Origin of the sequence: Castellaniella sp. MT123 (assembly GCF_039614765.1) — a bacterium.
Taxonomy (GTDB): domain Bacteria; phylum Pseudomonadota; class Gammaproteobacteria; order Burkholderiales; family Burkholderiaceae_B; genus Castellaniella.
In genome coordinates this window covers 2,826,903-2,842,375 of sequence record NZ_CP154879.1, presented here as the reverse complement: position 1 = coordinate 2,842,375, position 15,473 = coordinate 2,826,903, and the positions used below count along the sequence as shown (strand labels likewise).

18 protein-coding genes are annotated in these 15,473 nt (G+C 63.7%); 7 read left to right on the top strand and 11 right to left on the bottom strand.

From position 1 onward, the window contains the following. Window positions 1-41: 41 nt before the first annotated feature. The 3 genes from dksA to hslU all read left to right on the top strand — a co-directional run bounded on the left by dksA (window position 42) and on the right by hslU (window position 2,511). Window positions 42-482: an RNA polymerase-binding protein DksA gene (gene dksA / locus ABCV34_RS13420; RefSeq protein WP_345796720.1), complete on the top strand. Its 441-nt coding sequence runs from the start codon at window positions 42-44 to the stop codon at window positions 480-482. A gap of 156 nt (window positions 483-638) precedes the next feature. Continuing rightward, on the top strand, window positions 639-1,172 hold the full coding sequence (hslV, locus tag ABCV34_RS13415) for an ATP-dependent protease subunit HslV (protein WP_345796719.1): 534 nt from the start codon (window positions 639-641) through the stop codon (window positions 1,170-1,172). A 7-nt stretch (window positions 1,173-1,179) separates the two neighbouring features. Beyond that, window positions 1,180-2,511, top strand: coding sequence for an ATP-dependent protease ATPase subunit HslU (hslU, locus tag ABCV34_RS13410; RefSeq protein ID WP_345796718.1), 1,332 nt, complete (start codon window positions 1,180-1,182; stop codon window positions 2,509-2,511). 75 nt (window positions 2,512-2,586) lie between these two features. On the opposite strand, the gene ABCV34_RS13405 is transcribed toward hslU, so the two are convergent. Next, window positions 2,587-2,946 (bottom strand): copper-binding protein, encoded by a 360-nt coding sequence (locus tag ABCV34_RS13405; RefSeq protein WP_345796717.1) that lies wholly within the window; start codon window positions 2,944-2,946, stop codon window positions 2,587-2,589. A gap of 48 nt (window positions 2,947-2,994) precedes the next feature. Here ABCV34_RS13405 and ABCV34_RS13400 point away from each other — a divergent pair, with 48 nt between their 5' ends. Continuing rightward, window positions 2,995-3,501 carry a GNAT family N-acetyltransferase gene (locus ABCV34_RS13400; RefSeq protein ID WP_345796716.1) on the top strand — a complete coding sequence of 169 codons (507 nt, stop codon included), beginning with the start codon at window positions 2,995-2,997 and terminating at the stop codon, window positions 3,499-3,501. Between the two features lie 27 nt (window positions 3,502-3,528). Then, window positions 3,529-4,080, top strand: coding sequence for a cob(I)yrinic acid a,c-diamide adenosyltransferase (locus tag ABCV34_RS13395; protein WP_345796715.1), 552 nt, complete (start codon window positions 3,529-3,531; stop codon window positions 4,078-4,080). 66 nt (window positions 4,081-4,146) lie between these two features. On the opposite strand, the gene ABCV34_RS13390 is transcribed toward ABCV34_RS13395, so the two are convergent. Both ABCV34_RS13390 and ABCV34_RS13385 read right to left on the bottom strand, forming a co-directional pair. After that, a complete protein-coding gene (locus ABCV34_RS13390) occupies window positions 4,147-5,562 on the bottom strand; it encodes a Fic family protein (RefSeq protein ID WP_345796714.1) in 1,416 nt (471 codons plus the stop codon). A gap of 147 nt (window positions 5,563-5,709) precedes the next feature. Then, complete coding sequence (locus ABCV34_RS13385; protein WP_345796713.1) at window positions 5,710-6,237, bottom strand: carboxymuconolactone decarboxylase family protein; 528 nt, start codon at window positions 6,235-6,237, stop codon at window positions 5,710-5,712. Window positions 6,238-6,465: 228 nt separating this feature from the next. On the opposite strand from ABCV34_RS13385, the gene ABCV34_RS13380 reads away from it, so the two are divergent. Both ABCV34_RS13380 and ABCV34_RS13375 read left to right on the top strand, forming a co-directional pair. After that, window positions 6,466-7,332: a MurR/RpiR family transcriptional regulator gene (locus ABCV34_RS13380; protein ID WP_345796712.1), complete on the top strand. Its 867-nt coding sequence runs from the start codon at window positions 6,466-6,468 to the stop codon at window positions 7,330-7,332. 7 nt (window positions 7,333-7,339) lie between these two features. Next, the gene (locus ABCV34_RS13375) at window positions 7,340-8,392 is read left to right on the top strand and encodes a C45 family peptidase (protein WP_345796711.1); all 1,053 of its coding nucleotides are present in this window, start codon (window positions 7,340-7,342) and stop codon (window positions 8,390-8,392) included. On the opposite strand, the gene ABCV34_RS13370 is transcribed toward ABCV34_RS13375, so the two are convergent. The 8 genes from ABCV34_RS13370 to ABCV34_RS13335 form a co-directional block, all read right to left on the bottom strand. Then, window positions 8,376-8,693 (bottom strand): c-type cytochrome, encoded by a 318-nt coding sequence (locus ABCV34_RS13370; protein WP_345796710.1) that lies wholly within the window; start codon window positions 8,691-8,693, stop codon window positions 8,376-8,378. The two genes, ABCV34_RS13375 and ABCV34_RS13370, sit on opposite strands and share 17 nt — an antisense overlap. 92 nt (window positions 8,694-8,785) lie before the next feature. Next, window positions 8,786-9,868, bottom strand: coding sequence for a copper-containing nitrite reductase (gene nirK, locus ABCV34_RS13365; RefSeq protein ID WP_345796709.1), 1,083 nt, complete (start codon window positions 9,866-9,868; stop codon window positions 8,786-8,788). A gap of 208 nt (window positions 9,869-10,076) precedes the next feature. Then, window positions 10,077-10,856 carry an SUMF1/EgtB/PvdO family nonheme iron enzyme gene (locus tag ABCV34_RS13360; RefSeq protein ID WP_345796708.1) on the bottom strand — a complete coding sequence of 260 codons (780 nt, stop codon included), beginning with the start codon at window positions 10,854-10,856 and terminating at the stop codon, window positions 10,077-10,079. A gap of 833 nt (window positions 10,857-11,689) precedes the next feature. Then, complete coding sequence (locus tag ABCV34_RS13355) at window positions 11,690-12,481, bottom strand: enoyl-CoA hydratase (protein WP_345796707.1); 792 nt, start codon at window positions 12,479-12,481, stop codon at window positions 11,690-11,692. Window positions 12,482-12,491: 10 nt separating this feature from the next. After that, window positions 12,492-13,142 carry a lipoyl(octanoyl) transferase LipB gene (gene lipB, locus ABCV34_RS13350; RefSeq protein ID WP_345796706.1) on the bottom strand — a complete coding sequence of 217 codons (651 nt, stop codon included), beginning with the start codon at window positions 13,140-13,142 and terminating at the stop codon, window positions 12,492-12,494. 7 nt (window positions 13,143-13,149) lie between these two features. After that, window positions 13,150-13,425: a DUF493 family protein gene (locus ABCV34_RS13345; protein ID WP_345796705.1), complete on the bottom strand. Its 276-nt coding sequence runs from the start codon at window positions 13,423-13,425 to the stop codon at window positions 13,150-13,152. 7 nt (window positions 13,426-13,432) lie between these two features. After that, window positions 13,433-14,689 carry a D-alanyl-D-alanine carboxypeptidase family protein gene (locus ABCV34_RS13340; protein WP_345796704.1) on the bottom strand — a complete coding sequence of 419 codons (1,257 nt, stop codon included), beginning with the start codon at window positions 14,687-14,689 and terminating at the stop codon, window positions 13,433-13,435. A gap of 127 nt (window positions 14,690-14,816) precedes the next feature. Next, entirely contained in the window at window positions 14,817-15,461 is a 645-nt protein-coding gene (locus tag ABCV34_RS13335; RefSeq protein ID WP_345796702.1) for a CocE/NonD family hydrolase, read from the bottom strand. Window positions 15,462-15,473 lie beyond the last annotated feature (12 nt).

Below are 15,473 nucleotides of genomic sequence, written 5' to 3'. Positions count from 1 at the left end.
GCGGACGACAGGCCCCGGCACATAATCTGGAAGGACACAACATGGCTAGCAAATCCGGCACCAAAACCCCTGCCAAGCTTCTGACCGAAAAAGAACTGTTGGCGATGCCCGAACAGGACTACATGAACGAAGCACAGCTGGCGTTCTTTCGCGATCGTCTGCATCAGCTCGAACATGAAATCCTGACCAACGCGGGCGCCACCACCGAAAACCTGCGTGAAACGCAGTACGTGCCCGATCCGGCCGACCGCGCCACCATCGAAGAGGAACACGCACTGGAATTGCGCACGCGCGACCGCGAACGCAAGCTGCTGAAGAAAGTCCAGCAGTCCATTGCCCGCATCGATTCAGGCGAATATGGCTGGTGCGAGGAAACCGGCGAACCCATCGGCATCGCCCGCCTGCTGGCACGCCCCACGGCCACCCTGTCCCTCGAGGCACAGGAACGCCGCGAAATGCGGCAAAAGCTCTACGGCGACTGATCAGGGCTTCCCCCTTGCCGCGTACCGCCGCCACGCGGCCCGCCAGACCCTTGTCACCCCCCTGTCGACAAGGGTCGCTCTTCGCCCGCGCGCCGGATCGCACTTGAACTTTCCGCTCGCCACCCCCATGTGAATGTTCTGACTCAAGAGAGCACCATGGAACAATTTCACGCCACCACCATCGTCTGCGTCCGGCGCGGCAACGAAGTCGCCCTGGGTGGAGACGGCCAGGTCACCCTGGGAAACATCGTCATCAAGGGCACCGCCCGCAAGATCCGCCGCCTGTACCATGACAAGGTGCTGGCGGGCTTTGCCGGGGCGACGGCCGACGCCTTCACCCTGCAGGAACGCTTCGAATCGAAACTGGAAAAATACCAGGGCCACCTGATGCGCGCCGCGGTCGAACTGACCCGGGACTGGCGCACCGACCGGGTGCTGCGCCGCCTGGAAGCCATGCTGATCGTGGCGGACCAGGAACACACCTTGATCCTCACGGGCAGCGGCGACGTTCTGGAACCCGAACACGGCATCGCAGCCATCGGATCCGGGGGCGCCTATGCGCAATCGGCTGCCCGCGCCCTGCTGGATTCCACCGACATGACCCCCACGGAAATCGTCAAGAAATCCCTGGAAATCGCCGGAGACCTGTGCATCTACACCAACCAGAACCACGTTGTCGAAACACTATAGGCCCGCCATGTCCGCCACCACCATGACCCCAAAAGAAATCGTCTCGGAACTGGACAAGAACATCGTCGGCCAGGAAAAGGCAAAGCGTTCCGTCGCCGTCGCGCTGCGCAACCGCTGGCGCCGCCAGCAGGTGGCCGAGCCGCTGCGCCACGAAATCGTCCCGAAGAACATCCTGATGATCGGCCCCACCGGCGTGGGCAAAACTGAAATTGCCCGCCGCCTGGCACGCCTGGCCAACGCGCCCTTCATCAAGATCGAAGCCACCAAATTCACCGAAGTGGGCTACGTCGGCCGCGACGTGGACACCATCGTGCGCGATCTGGTGGACGTGGCCGTCAAGCAGACCCGCGAAACCGAAATGCGCCGCGTGCGCGCCCAGGCCGAGGACGCCGCCGAGGACCGCATCCTGGACGCCCTGCTGCCGCCGCCGCGCAACGCCCATGGCGAGCCCGAGCGCGAGGAAAACAACACCCGCCAGGTGTTCCGCAAGCGCCTGCGCGAAGGCAAGCTGGACGACACGATGATCGACATCGAGGTCGCCCAGACCCCGGCGCACATGGAAATCATGGCGCCCCCGGGCATGGAGGAAATGACCGAGCAGCTGCGCGGCATGTTCGCCGGCCTGTCCCAGGGCAAGACCAAATCGCGCAAGATCACGGTCAAGGAAGCCTTCCGGCTGCTGACCGAGGAAGAAGCCGGCCGCCGCGTCAACGAGGAAGAAATCCGCACCCGGGCTGTCACGCTGGCCGAACAGCAAGGCATCGTCTTCCTGGATGAGATCGACAAGATCGCCGCCCGCCAGGAAACCGGCGGGGCGGATGTCTCGCGCCAGGGGGTGCAACGCGATCTGCTGCCGCTGGTCGAGGGCACCAGCGTCAACACCAAATACGGCATGGTGCACACCGACCACATCCTGTTCATCGCCTCGGGGGCCTTCCATCTGTCGCGTCCGTCGGACCTGATCCCGGAATTGCAGGGGCGCTTTCCCATCCGCGTCGAACTCGATTCCCTGACCGCCGAGGACTTCGTGCGCATCCTGAGCGCCACCGACGCGTCGCTGACCAAGCAGTACAGCGCCCTCATGGCCACGGAAGACGTCACGCTGGATTTCACCGAGGACGGCATCCGCCGCCTGGCGGAACTGGCCTTCGAGGTCAACGAACGCACCGAGAACATCGGCGCGCGCCGCCTGTATACCGTCATGGAAAAGCTGCTGGAGGACCTGTCCTTCGAGGCGGCCAGCCCGGGCGCCGATACCGTGGTGATCGACGCCGCCTACGTGAATGGCAAACTGTCCGAGGCCGCGGGCAATCAGGATCTGGCCCGCTACGTGCTGTAAACAACAGGGCCCCGCGCTTCGGCCGGGGCCCTTCGCGGTCCTGTGCCCCGCCCTCCGGGCGGATTCACGACACGATCAGTCTTTTTTCAGTTCAGTCAATCGATACTGGCCGCCAGTCCGTTCGGCTGTGAAATCCACCCGGTCCCCGACCGCGATCCCCTTCAGCAGCGCGGGGGCGACGTGGTACACCAACGTCATGGCCGGTAGATCCAGTTTGCCGATGGCGCCATGGCGGATCGCGATCTTGCCGGCTGCCGCGTCGATGCGCACGACCTGGCCAGTGGCCTGAGCCTGGACCGGCTGGGCCTGCGCCACCTGGACGGGCAGCGCCGCCGCCAGGACCGGCAACACCAGCCATCCCCCATGCCAGGACCGGGACAACGCCACCCGCAACGCGGCGGCAGGGTGACGACTGAACGGGTAAGAAAAACGCATGGGCTACACTCCTGGCTAGTTCCAGCATACCGCGAAACAGAGCACACCTTGCCCACTTCCATTCCCGGCTATCTCCTGCGGCCCGCCACCGAATCCGACATCCCGGCCATCCACAGCCTGATGGTCGAAATGGCCACCTTCGAGAAGCTGACCGACATCTTCAAGGCGACCCATGACAGCCTGCGCGCCAGCTTCTTTGGCGACGAGCCGGCCGCGCGCTGCCTGGTCATCACGACCGAGGAAGCCCCCGGCACCGCCATCGCCTACATCATGTGGTTTCACAACTATTCCAGCTTCCTGGACCGTCGCGGGCTGTACCTGGAAGACGTCTATATTTCGCCCGACCATCGCGGACGCGGCCTGGGCGGCTGGGTGCTCAAGCACCTGGCAGCGCTGGCGATCGAGCTGGGCTGCGGGCGCTTCGAGTGGGTCGTGCTGGACTGGAACCAGAACGCCATCGATTTCTACAAGCACCATGGCGGCGAGATCCTGGACGACTGGCGCGTGGTGCGCGTCACGGGCGAAGCCCTGCAGCGCCTGGCCACGCAGGACTGAACGCCAGACGCATCCAAGGAGATCATCATGTCGATTCGCGTTTCCATCGTATCCACCCGCACCGGGGACGACGGCACCACCGGCCTGGGCGACAAAACCCGGGTACCGAAGGACGCCCCGCGCATCACCGCCCTGGGTAACGTCGATGAGCTGAACAGCGCCATCGGTGTCTGGCGCACGCACGATCTGCCCGAAGATGTGGACACCCTGCTGAGCCGCATCCAGAATGACCTGTTCGACCTTGGCGGCGAACTGTGCATCCCAGGCTGGACCGCACTGAACGACGCACACATCCTGCGCCTGGACGAAGCCCTGGCGCACTACAACGCGGGGCTGGGCCCGCTGCAGGAGTTCATCCTGCCAGGCGGCTGCCCGGCAGCGGCCCAGGCCCACATGGCCCGCACCATCGCCCGCCGCGCGGAGCGGTCCGTCGTCACCCTGGCCCACACAGAGTCCGTCAACCCGCCAGTCCTGCACTACCTGAACCGGCTATCGGACCTGTGCTTCGTGCTGGCCCGCCACCTGAATCGCGAATCCAAAGCCCCCGACGTTTTATGGATGAGGCAGGACACGAAATAGCCCCAATGGACTATTTCGTACCTGCCGAATCGGAGCGCCTTGCAAGGCGCGACGTGGAGGGCTGCTTCATATTTTCCGCTGTTGCCAGGCCAGGAATTCAGCCCGCCGCAGCCGATACCGCACAATGCTGCCCTCGTGCAGATGGCTCAGGGCATCGCCCAGCATGTCCGCAAACACAGCCTGATCCTGAGGGGGTGCATACTGGACGGCCAGCTTTTCCAGAACCGATGGAACAGGATCCTGCAGGCATCGGACGACATCCTGCACGGCCTGAATCAACGATTCCCGGTATTTGATCTTGATCGGGTCTGGGGCCACCATCCCCTGAGTGATCGCCAGATACCGCTGACAGGAACGTTCGTAAGCCCAGACAAACACGTCTCGCAATAGCGCAGGCTGGTTGAGTTCGTACACGCCCAGCGTCCCATTGATGTAGGCGCGATCCGGCACATCGATGAAGGACAAGGGGCACAAGTTATTACGGATCAGCGGGATATTGGCCCCTACACGCGACACGCGTTTATTGACATCGTCAAAAGGCTGCAGATATGGCAGCTGCACCATCAGAAAGAACGCCTGTTCGAACGGATCCGGCACGGCAGCCGCCTTGGCCAACAGCAAAGTAAAGCATTCCTGAATCACCTGCGGGAACGCCAGAGGATGAAAGACCGTGCCGGAAATATCCACCGGACGCCGGCGCAGACGCCCGCATGAATCGGGATCGGCCAGCAGTTCCTGCGACAGAACTGCATGAAGATTCTGAAACGTGAAGGAATCAAACCCAATGTCATCGGCTGACTCGACCAACATTTCGATTGCAGCCTTGTGATTCAGGATCATCTGGGTCTCGAAGGCATCCTTGCCTTGCGCAACCTGGCCTAGTTCGATCAGATTCTGCGTATCCAGGCGGCTATAGGTATTGCCCTCGAGACGGGAAGAGGCCCATGATAGGTCCACCAGCAGGCGCGCCAGAATATCGCGGGCATAGGTGCCGGCCGGACGCTGGTCCGCCGGGGTCCGGCCGATGGCGTGCAGCTGGCGCCGCAGCGATTCTGGCAAATAAAAGGTGACCCCAGGTTGATACTGATCCAGGAATTCCCGCCGATAACCGACAGGGCGGCGTCGGACCAGAGGCAAGCTGATCCGATCCCGGATAGCCTGTCCATCGGGCGATACCGGGATATAAGATTCATCTGACGGCTCTTCCAGCGACAACCAACTGTTGGGGCCGACTGCGGGAAACTGGATGGCCATACCTGACATGGGCGCCACAGAAACTGGCCTATACACCAGCGCGATGCTTTCGCCCTCGGTTTTCAGCTGCTGATCGTGCACGAGCTTTTGCAGGCGACGCTGCAGCGTTCGGCGATGGGGAGCGGCACCAAGCCGCCGCACGAGCGCCGCCTCGATGGCGGCAATGCCAATCCCCTGCGGGTGACCGGCAACGATATCCACGATAGACTGGAGTTCCGCAACCGACATGACCTGAGCCCCTGACTGATCTTCTGGATGGACTGATATTGTCTTTGATGTCGTTCTGGCACGTCAATTGAACGACATTGCACGACAATTATATGTCGCCCCCTGTCCTTCGTATAGATCAATTGCGCGACCGTCGTTCCGACAAGGTCACCGATCATCCCCCGAATGGATCTGGAGCGCCTCCAGAAACCGGGACACCATGTTGTAGGCGGCGATCGTGGCTGTCAGTTCGACTAGGTCCGGTTCGGAGAAATGCGGCCGCAATGCGTCGAACACCGCGTCGGGCACCTGCACCGACCGCGTCATGACATCCGCGTAGGCCAATGTCGCGGATTGCCGCGCATCGAACAGGCCTTCGGGCAGCGCCTCGGATGCCAGCGCATCCAGCTGGCCCTGCCGCAGCCCTTCGGCCAGCGCGATCGGCGCATGCTGATCGGCCTCGTAGGGAGCATGGTTCAAGTGGGCGATGCGCATGATCACCAGTTCTCTCAAGGCGCCGTCCAGTCCCGATTTTTGGCGGATCGCCGTCAGATAGGTCAGCCAGCCTTCCGCCACAGAGGGGCTGTGCAACAGCATCTGATACAGATGCAGCACGCTGCCGCGCTCGGCGATGATGCGTTGCGCCAGGGCCGCCGCAGGGCCATGATTCAGGTTTGCGTAATCGATTCGGGCCATCGATGGTCTCCGTGGTGTGGCCACGCGGCGAACAGGGAAATTCCCTGGCCGCGCACGGCGTGTTTCAGCGTATGCTGGGGCTTCCGGTGGGATACATGGATCATGGGCAGCCCCTCGGGCCTGAGGGATTCAAGTATGAAAACCGGTAAGCTCAACGGACGTTTCTTGTATCATATATCATGAAACATTCGAATCAAATTCTGATCGACATTTTCTCAGGTCTCTGCCATGTCCGCCCCACACTCCCCGGACGAACTGATCCAGTTCATCCAGTCGCAGTATGCCGACCTCAGCCCGCAGTTCCAGGCAGGGGCGCGTTATCTGATCGACCATCCTGCCCAGGTCTCGACCTTGTCGGCGCGCAAAGTCGCCACACTGGCCGGCGTACAGCCCGCCACCTTGGTCCGTCTGGCCCAGCACCTGGGCTACGCCGGGTGGGAAGCCTTGAAATCCGTCTTCACCCGCGCGCTGCAACAACACCCCGGTAGTTATGCCGCACGCGCCCAGTCGCTGATCGACAGTTCGGAACCGGCCCAGACCGCCTGGCTGAATGCCGCACAGCAGCAATCCCGCAATCTGATGGCCCTCGAACCCGCCAACCGGAGTGCGCTGGACAGCGCCGTCACTCAGCTGCTGGGGGCCAGCCGCATCGTCATTGCCGGCTTCCGCTCATCCTACCCACCCGCCTTCAGCCTGTGCTATCTGTGCAGCTTGTTCCGCCCGGATGTCCATCTGCTGCACAACGCGGGCGGCACCATGAGCCTGGACCTGCACCACCTGCAAGCCACAGACGCGGTTGTCCTGATCAGCTACACACCCTATTCTCGCGAAATCATCCAGGTAGCCGAAGCGGCCCACGCCCAGGGCTGCGCCGTGCTGGCCCTGTGCGACAGCCAAGTCGCGCCCATCGCGCTGCGCGCCGACCACATCCTGACCTTTCCGACGCAGGGGCATTCCTTCTTTCCGTCAACGGTCGCGGTGCAGTCCCTGGTCGAGATGCTGGCGCAGCAACTCCTGGTCCGCAGCGGCGAACGGGCCATCGCCGAGCTGTCGCGCACCGAAGCCAGCCTGCAGGCAACCGGCGCCTACGCCTGAGACTCTGATGACAACCACCACATCCCCCTTATCCTGGCTGGACGCGCATGGGTCGCACCACGAAATCGGCTTGGCCCTGGGGCGCTGGGGCGCCGATGCCTGCCGGCGCCACCTGATCCATTCCCAGGCATGGGCCCAGGTCATGGAATATCGCCACCACCCCGGGATCCCGGCCTTGCGGGCGCTGCTGCACCACAGCTTCCCCTGGGTCGAACACGAGCTTGCCGGCCTGGCCGATGGTCTGGGGCTGGCCCATGAGGACGTATTTCTCTGGAACTGCCGAGGCGATCTCTGGGCGCATGCACCGGATGGTTGCACCACCGTGCTGGCCCCCCAAAGGCTCAGTCACAACGAAGACGGCGACCCGGGCTTCACGGGGGCCTGCGGGCTGGCCAGGGTCCGGCCTATCGATGCGCCCGCCTTCATTTCCTTCATCTACCCGGGCTCGCTGCCCGGGCACACTTTCGCCGTCAACCACGCGGGTCTGGTCATTACGGTCAACAACATCCGGGCGCGCCGCGCCGATTTTACGGGTCTGCCGCGCATGGTGCTGACACGCGCCCTGCTGGCCACGCAGACCCCGTCACAGGCGGTTGCCCTGCTGCAATCCCACGCCCGCATGGGGGCGTTTCACCTGGGCATCGGCCAGATCGCCACCGCCTGCACCTGGAGCGTCGAATTCAGCCAGACGGCCGTTTCCGTCCAGCCGGTGCGGCAGGCTCGCCGCATCCATGCCAACCATGCCATCCACGAGGCACAACGGACACTGCCACAGGTCATCACGGCGTCGTCCGCCCATCGTCAGGCCAGGGGCGAGACCCTGCTGGCCCAGGATGCGCCCGCACTGAGCATCCTGGCGGATACCGGGGACGCGGAAGAACCCATCCTGCGGCGCTCATCCACCGACACGGATGACGAAAACACGATGGCCACGGTCGACGCGGACCTATCGGGCGACGCCGTGCGCTGGGACGTCTATGCCCCAGGCGCGCGCCACCCGCACTACCGGTTCGAGGGGTTGCACCCCTTGCAGGACTCGCGGTTTATTTCACGCGGCTGACCATGTATTCGATGGCGGCCCGCAGGGATTCGTCATCGGCCTTGGTGCCCCCACGAGCCGGCATCGCGCCCTTGCCGTTGGTGGCCACGCTGACCATTTCGTCCATGCCACGGGCAATGATCGGCGCCCATGCGTCCTTGCTGCCCAGCTTCGGGGCATTGGCGGCACCCGTGCTGTGGCAGGCAATGCATGCCGATTTGTACAGCTTTTCACCCTTTTGCAGGGTACCGGCGTCGGTCGCCATCGACAGGGCGGGAATCAGGGCCAGGCTCAGGGCCGCAATGCTCAGGGTCTTCAACATCATTATCTCCGTCATTCGGACGCTCTTTTGGGAAGGGCGCCTGCAGGTAATCGCCCCGGACGGAAAAACCCGTCCGGGCATTCAACAAAGGTTTACTTGATGGGGCTGGGTGCCACGACCTGCTTCATCAGGTCGTTGTTCCACTTGCCTTCCACCTTCACGTGACCGGCCGCCCCCAGTTCGAAGGCTTCGATCAGGTTGTGGTTCACATAGGCGTAGACGCCCGGCTGCTTGAACTTGTACAACGCCACACCGACCGAACCGCCGGGAACGAACCAGGTTTCCAGATTGCGGTCGGGCGCGTTCGCGAACTTGCCCCCATCCCAGACGTAGTCGCCGTGACCGCCGATCAGGTGCGGACGAGTGTCGCGGTTGGCCGCCGAGTGGATGAACAGCACCGTCTCGCCGACCTTCGCCGTCATCGCGTTCTTGCCGGTCAGGGCGCCGACCTTGCCGTTGAACACCACGTGCGTCGGGGTCAGCTTGCGCATGACCTCGACGGTGTCGCCGTAGCTTTCCAGCGGCGTGTCGTAGGATTTGTAGTTGCCGTTCTCATCCTTGGGAATGTACAGGTCGAATTCGCCGATGGTGTAGGCCTTGTCGTAATGCAGCTTCTTGCCGTGTCCATCGGTCAGGCCTTCGCGCGGCAGGACCATCAGGGTGCCGCTCATGCCCGACACCACGTGCCAGGCCACCATGCCTTCGGGCGCGCAGTGATAGATGAACGCCCCGGTGCGGTCGGCCTTGAAGCGCAGCACGGTCTGTTCGCCCGGCTTGATCTTGGTCAGCGCGCCGCCGCCCAGCGCCCCGGTCGCGGCGTGGAAGTCGATGTTATGTTCCAGCGTGTTCTTGCTGGAGTTGATCAGGGTCAGCTGCACGTAGTCGCCTTCGTGCACGACCATGGTCGGGCCAGGCATCGTGCCGTTGAAGGTCATCGCCTGCAGCGTCGTCCCTTTTTCCTCATCGACCACGATCTTCTTTTCTTCGATCGTCATCGTGAATTCGACAACCTTGGGCTTGGCCTTGGTGGCTTGCTCGTGGGCCATCACATTGGGGGGGGCAACCAGCATGGGGCGGATGTGCTCCAGCTGGTCGGCAGGGTCTGCGGTTGCCACGCCGCCGGCCAACAGAGACGCCAAGGCGGTGGCTGCCATACACAGACGAAATACCTTCATATACAACTCCCTGATTGATTGTGTCGTCTTCTTCGACAGTTCAATCTTGTCATGCCATGGGTTAACCCTTATTGCGATGGATCAACCTCGTTCATGCGACGTTCAGGTGTTGTCGGGATCCATTGATCTAACGCAAACTCGCGGACTGCCGTCACGCGAAGACGACAGGCCCCGGCATCCGGGTGCCCGAGCGCCCGGAAAAAACGCGTTAGTCTTCGCGGATCAGCCGGAAGCCCAGGTTGGCCGGCGGCAGGCCGATGGAACAGGCGCCGTTGCGCGGATCCCGGATGAAATCGGGCAGCGCCGCCACGTGCGATCCGGCCAGGATGCGCACACCACAGTTTTCGCGCGGCGCCAGGGGCAAGGTCCCGATGCTGTGGCGGGCAAAGCAGGTGTCGGTCCATTCCCAGACATTGCCCGCCATGTCGCTGACCCCCAGGGTATTGACCCCGAAGTGCCCGAAAGGCTGGGCCGGCTTGATCCGGCCCTCGCTACGGGTGATCTCGCGGTCGTATTCCGCCAGCCAGCGCACGGCCGGGTCATTCGGGTCCGACGGCAGCGCGCCTTCCTCGCGATAACGGTCCGCCGCGGCCCGCACCCATTCGGCATACACGGGCAATCGCCAGCGCTGCCCGGTTTCGCTGGATAGCCAGGCCGAATAGGCGGTCGCATCCGCCCAGCTGACGCCCACTGCGGGCAAGTCAGGCGACGTTGCATTCCGGAATCCCTTGTCCAGCCGCTTGCAGGCACCCGCCTGGACGCAACGGGCATAGTCGGCCTGGCTGACCTGGCGGCGCATGATGGCCCGGCCGGGTTCCACCTGCCCCTGCACGCGCGGCGCGTCCACCGGATGCCCCTGATTCAGGAATTCGCCCGCTGCCTGGTAGGTGAAGGTGCCGGCGGGAACCGGCACGACATCGATGGCGTGATCGATTGCGGCGGCAGCCGACGCCACCGAGACGATTGCCGTCAGGGCGAGGGTCAGCATGGACTGTTGTAGGGGACGGGAAATACGGCGAAGGGGTGTGTTAGGGGGCCGGGCAAACTGTGTCATCGGGAAACCTCGTGGGTACCCCTCTATTGGACCCGGAAGTGCAACCCTCTGTTTTGAGACGAATCAAGCCTTTGTGATGGATGGAGGGTCTGGGTCTGGGATGTAGCCTGCCAGAGGCGGTGCGGGGTATTTCGCGCCCCAGCCAGCGGTCCGGCCTTCGGTCGGACTTCCCGGATCTGCCTCGTACGAGCGGGCGGCGGGCAAACTCGGCCTTCGGCCTCAAACAGTGCCCGCCTTTTTCCCCGCTCTCCCTTCGTCAGCATCCGGCGCTGGCCGACTGTGCGCGAAATACCCCGCACCGCCTCCGTCAGGCAAGTGGCACCGTGATCTTATCCGCCAAAAGCCTGTCCAGGAACGCAAGCCTTTGCAGGCAGTATGTCCTTAGCAGGCGACATGCGCGAGATGAATCGCACGGACTAGCCCCCCTGAAACACCGGACACAGCCGCTATCCGAGAGAAATCGAAAGGCCGTCTCAGCCATCAGCGGTCCGGCGGGTGTGGGGGTGGGGTCTCCGGCGACCGGTCGGACGGCGCCGGATGCTGACGAAGGGAGAGCGGGAAACGAGGCGGGCACTGTTTGAGGCCGAAGGCCGAGTTTGCCCGCCGCCCGCTCGTACGAGGCAGATCCGGGAAGTCAGGCCACAGGCCGGACCGCCGTCTGGGGCGCCGGAGGCCCCGCCCCCACACCCGCAGCGCAGGCCACAAAGACCCCACAATCAGCGGAAATCCCAGCAGTCAACACAAATCGCTAGACAATCAGGCGAATCTCACCGCCCCGTGAACCGCGCCGGCCGCTTCTGGATAAACGCGTCGATCCCCTCCGACACATCGGCAGCCATCATGTTGCCCGCCATCACATCCGCCGCATAATCGTAAGCCTGTGCCAGCGGCATCCCCAGTTGCCGGTAGACCATCGCCTTACCCGTGCGCACCGCCACCGGGCTTTTCGACACAATCGCACCCACCAGCCCCGCCACCGCGCCGTCCAGTTCCGCATCCGGCACCGCATGATTGATCAGACCGCGCTCGACCGCCTGCGCCGCACCGATGAACTGCCCCGTCACCAGCATCTCGAACGCGTTTTTCAGCGAAACATTGCGCGTCAGCGCCACCGCCGGCGTCGAACAGAACAGCCCCACATTGATCCCCGACACCGCGAACCGCGCACTATCGGCCGCCACAGCCAGATCGCAAGTGGCCACCAGCTGACAGCCCGCGGCCGTCGCCGTCCCGTGGACCCGGGCAATCACCGGCACCGGACACGCCGCGATCGACTGCATCACGCGGCCACAGCGCCTGAACAGCGTCTGGTAATAATCCTGATCACCCTCGTGGCTGCGCATCTGCTTCAGGTCATGACCCGCGCAAAACGCCCGCCCTCGCGCGGCCAGCACCACCGCGCGCAGCGCCGCATCATCCCGGCAGGCGTCGAACCGTGCCTGCAAGGCATCGAGCATAGACTCGGACAAGGCATTGAATTGATCCGGGCGATTGAGCGTCAGTGTCAGCACGTCGTCGCGCCGTTCGGCGAGCACCAGCTCGTCGGCATGATCCTGCATGATGGTCTCCTCAGTGTCCGGCAGTCTCCCAGGCCGCCGCGAAATGTCGGGCCAACCGGTCGCCGACCTGAACGAGATTCGCATGGATCCCGCAGGACTGCAAATCGACGGTCTGCAACCCCGCGTAACCGCAAGGATTGATCCCCAGGAAGGGGTTCAGGTCCATGGCCACGTTCAACGCCACGCCGTGATAGGCGCAGCCGTTGCGGATCTTGACCCCCAGTGCGGCGATCTTGGCCAGCGCATCGCCCCGGGGGTTCTGCAACGCGGACTGCGGCACATAGATGCCGGGCGCGCCCGGTTTACGGCAGGCGCCGGACACGCCGGATTCCGCCAGGACATCCAGTACCGCCTGTTCCAGCAGCGTCACGAAATCCCGCACGAAGACTTTGCGGCGACGCAGATCGACCAGCGTGTAGAGCACCACCTGGCCCGGCCCGTGATAAGTCACCTGACCGCCCCGGTTGCAATGCACCACCGGGATGCCATGGGGATTCAGGATGTGCGATTCCAGGCCCGCCTGCCCCAGGGTGTAGACCGGTTCGTGCTCGACCAGCCACAGCTCGTCGGGCGTGTCGGCCTGGCGCCGTTCCGTGAAATCCTGCATCGCCTGCCAGACCGGCAGATACGGCGCGGGACGATCCAGCCAATGCTGACGCATGTCGGTCCTAAAGAACGACGGACACCATCTCGTGCCCGTGCAGGGCGCGATACAGCGCGTCGAGCTGTTCGCGGGACGTGACCCGCACGATCAGCGTCAGCCCCACATAGTTGCCGCTGGAACTGGGGCGCACTTCGATGCTGGCGGAATCGAACGCGGGATCGAACCCCCGCACGATTTCCGCCATGGTCGACAGGAAGTCGTCGTGCGCCCGTCCCATGACCTTGATGGGAAAGTCGCACGGATAGACGATCAGGGACTCTTCAGGAGGAATGGCTTTCATGATGTCCTTATTGGAACATCAGACGGACCTTGTCCACCAGCCGGCCAAAAAATCCTGCCTGCGGGACCGAATGCATCACCTGCAACGGCACTTGCCGCAGCACTTTGCCATCCAGCGTGACAATCAGCGTGCCCGCCTCGGCGCCTTCCGTCAGCGGCGCCATCAGGGGCTGGGTATAGCGGGCCTCGGTCTTGAGCTTGTCGGCCTGACCGCGCGGCACGGTCGCCCACAGCGGCTGGGCAACCCCCAGATCCGCCGTATCGGACGCGCCTTCCCAGACTCGGGCGGACACGGCCGGCTTGCTCTTGTCCAGCAGCTTGACGGTATCGAAGTTCTTGAAGCTCCAGTTCAGCAGCTTCAGGCTGCTTTCGGTGCGGGCCGCGTCGCTGGCCGCGCCGACCAGCACCGACACCACGCGCCGGCCATCGCGCAGCGCCGTCGCCACCAGGCAATAGCCCGCGGACTGGGTGTGGCCGGTCTTCAGGCCATCGACGGTCGAATCCGCCCACAGCAGGCGGTTGCGGTTGCTCTGCTTGATTTTGTTGTAGGTGAATTCCTTCTGGCTGTCATAGTGGCGGAACTGCGGGTAGCGCTGCACCAGCGCCCGGGCCAGCGTCGCCAGGTCCTCGACCGTCGTCATGTGATCGGGGTCGGGCAGCCCGGTGGAATTCACGAAATGCGTATGCGTCATACCCAACGCCTTCGCCTGCTGATTCATCAGCGCTGCAAAGGCCGATTCGCTGCCGGCTACGGCCTCGGCCAAGGCAACAGTGGCATCGTTGCCGGACTGCACCAGCATGCCCTGCAGCAGGTCATCGACCGACACTTCGGTATTCGGGTTCACGAACATGCGCGAACCTTCGGTTTTCCAGGCCTTGGGTGAAATGTGCACCATCTGATCGAGCTTCAGGCGGCCGCCTTCGATGGCCTCGAAAATCACGTAAGCCGACATCAGTTTGGTCAGCGACGCGGGTTCGACGGCATCCTTCGGATTCTGCGCGGCGATGATCTGGCCGCTGGTGGCATCCAGCGTCAGCCAGGCCTTGGCGCCCAGCGTCGGCAGGGGGATGTTCGAGAATGCGCTCACGCCCTCGGTCGTCGGGGCGGCCGGCGCGCCCTCGGTCGGGCTGGCCACCGGGGCGGTGGCGGGTGCCTTGGCCGGTGCCGCGGCCTGTGACCAGGCAGCCCCCGGAATCAGCAGCGCACAACTGAGCGCCAGAGGCGCCAGACGGAAACGACGAAAGGACGGCAGGGCGGATCGCATGGGCATGGTCAGGAAAAAATAGGGGGAGGCAAAACGTGAGGCCCATTATAGGCAGCACCCACAACGGCTTCGAGGGGCGGTCCCACGTAAATCGAGACAAAACGCAAGCAACTGAAACACTACCCTATCACAGACCGGCCAGCCCGCTTTCCACAATCTGGCGCAGGACCAGCAGCTTGCCATGAAAGAAGTGGCCGGCATCCGGCACCACGGTCACGGGCAACTGGTGCGTCCGCGCGAAATCCATGCCTTCGGCCAGGGGCACGACCTCGTCCTGTTCGCCATGGATCATCAAGGTATGGGCCGGCATCGTCAGCGGCCGGTAGCGGAAGCGATCCACCGCGCAGCCAATCAGCATCAAGCGGGCCGGCAGAGGCAGGTCGCGATCCGCCAGTTCGGCATACAACTGGGCCGCCACCGCCGAACCAAAGGAAAAGCCCGCCAGCACCCAGGGCCCGGTGGACGCCTGGGGCCAGGCCTGAAACACGTGCTCGACACAAGCCACCATGTCGGCGGTTTCGCCGACGGCGTGATCGAACACCCCCTGGGATGCCCCAACCCCGCGAAAATTCGGCCGGATCGCCAGCAGCCCCTGCTGCACGCAGGTGCGCGCCACCGTCGTGACGACTTTGTTGTCGCGCGTGCCGCCATGCAACGGATGCGGATGCAGGACCAGCGCCCACCCGACAGGTGACTGATCCGGATGGTCCACAGTATATTCAACGGTTCCCGACATTCCCTGGAAAGCCGATTGTTCCGTTCGCAAGCTCATGATGACATGGAC

Bases quoted from the DNA above. Each gene is read 5' to 3' on its own strand.
- lipB (WP_345796706.1), bottom strand. From the start codon at position 13,142: ATGCGTCAGCATTGGCTGGATCGTCCCGCGCCGTATCTGCCGGTCTGG.
- ABCV34_RS13355 (WP_345796707.1), bottom strand. From the start codon at position 12,481: ATGCAGGATCATGCCGACGAGCTGGTGCTCGCCGAACGGCGCGACGAC.
- hslU (WP_345796718.1), top strand. From the start codon at position 1,180: ATGTCCGCCACCACCATGACCCCAAAAGAAATCGTCTCGGAACTGGAC.
- ABCV34_RS13380 (WP_345796712.1), top strand. From the start codon at position 6,466: ATGTCCGCCCCACACTCCCCGGACGAACTGATCCAGTTCATCCAGTCG.
- dksA (WP_345796720.1), top strand. From the start codon at position 42: ATGGCTAGCAAATCCGGCACCAAAACCCCTGCCAAGCTTCTGACCGAA.
- ABCV34_RS13360 (WP_345796708.1), bottom strand. From the start codon at position 10,856: ATGCTGACCCTCGCCCTGACGGCAATCGTCTCGGTGGCGTCGGCTGCC.
- ABCV34_RS13335 (WP_345796702.1), bottom strand. From the start codon at position 15,461: ATGAGCTTGCGAACGGAACAATCGGCTTTCCAGGGAATGTCGGGAACC.
- nirK (WP_345796709.1), bottom strand. From the start codon at position 9,868: ATGAAGGTATTTCGTCTGTGTATGGCAGCCACCGCCTTGGCGTCTCTG.
- ABCV34_RS13340 (WP_345796704.1), bottom strand. From the start codon at position 14,689: ATGCGATCCGCCCTGCCGTCCTTTCGTCGTTTCCGTCTGGCGCCTCTG.
- ABCV34_RS13405 (WP_345796717.1), bottom strand. From the start codon at position 2,946: ATGCGTTTTTCTTACCCGTTCAGTCGTCACCCTGCCGCCGCGTTGCGG.
- ABCV34_RS13390 (WP_345796714.1), bottom strand. From the start codon at position 5,562: ATGTCGGTTGCGGAACTCCAGTCTATCGTGGATATCGTTGCCGGTCAC.
- ABCV34_RS13345 (WP_345796705.1), bottom strand. From the start codon at position 13,425: ATGAAAGCCATTCCTCCTGAAGAGTCCCTGATCGTCTATCCGTGCGAC.
- hslV (WP_345796719.1), top strand. From the start codon at position 639: ATGGAACAATTTCACGCCACCACCATCGTCTGCGTCCGGCGCGGCAAC.
- ABCV34_RS13385 (WP_345796713.1), bottom strand. From the start codon at position 6,237: ATGGCCCGAATCGATTACGCAAACCTGAATCATGGCCCTGCGGCGGCC.
- ABCV34_RS13375 (WP_345796711.1), top strand. From the start codon at position 7,340: ATGACAACCACCACATCCCCCTTATCCTGGCTGGACGCGCATGGGTCG.
- ABCV34_RS13395 (WP_345796715.1), top strand. From the start codon at position 3,529: ATGTCGATTCGCGTTTCCATCGTATCCACCCGCACCGGGGACGACGGC.
- ABCV34_RS13370 (WP_345796710.1), bottom strand. From the start codon at position 8,693: ATGTTGAAGACCCTGAGCATTGCGGCCCTGAGCCTGGCCCTGATTCCC.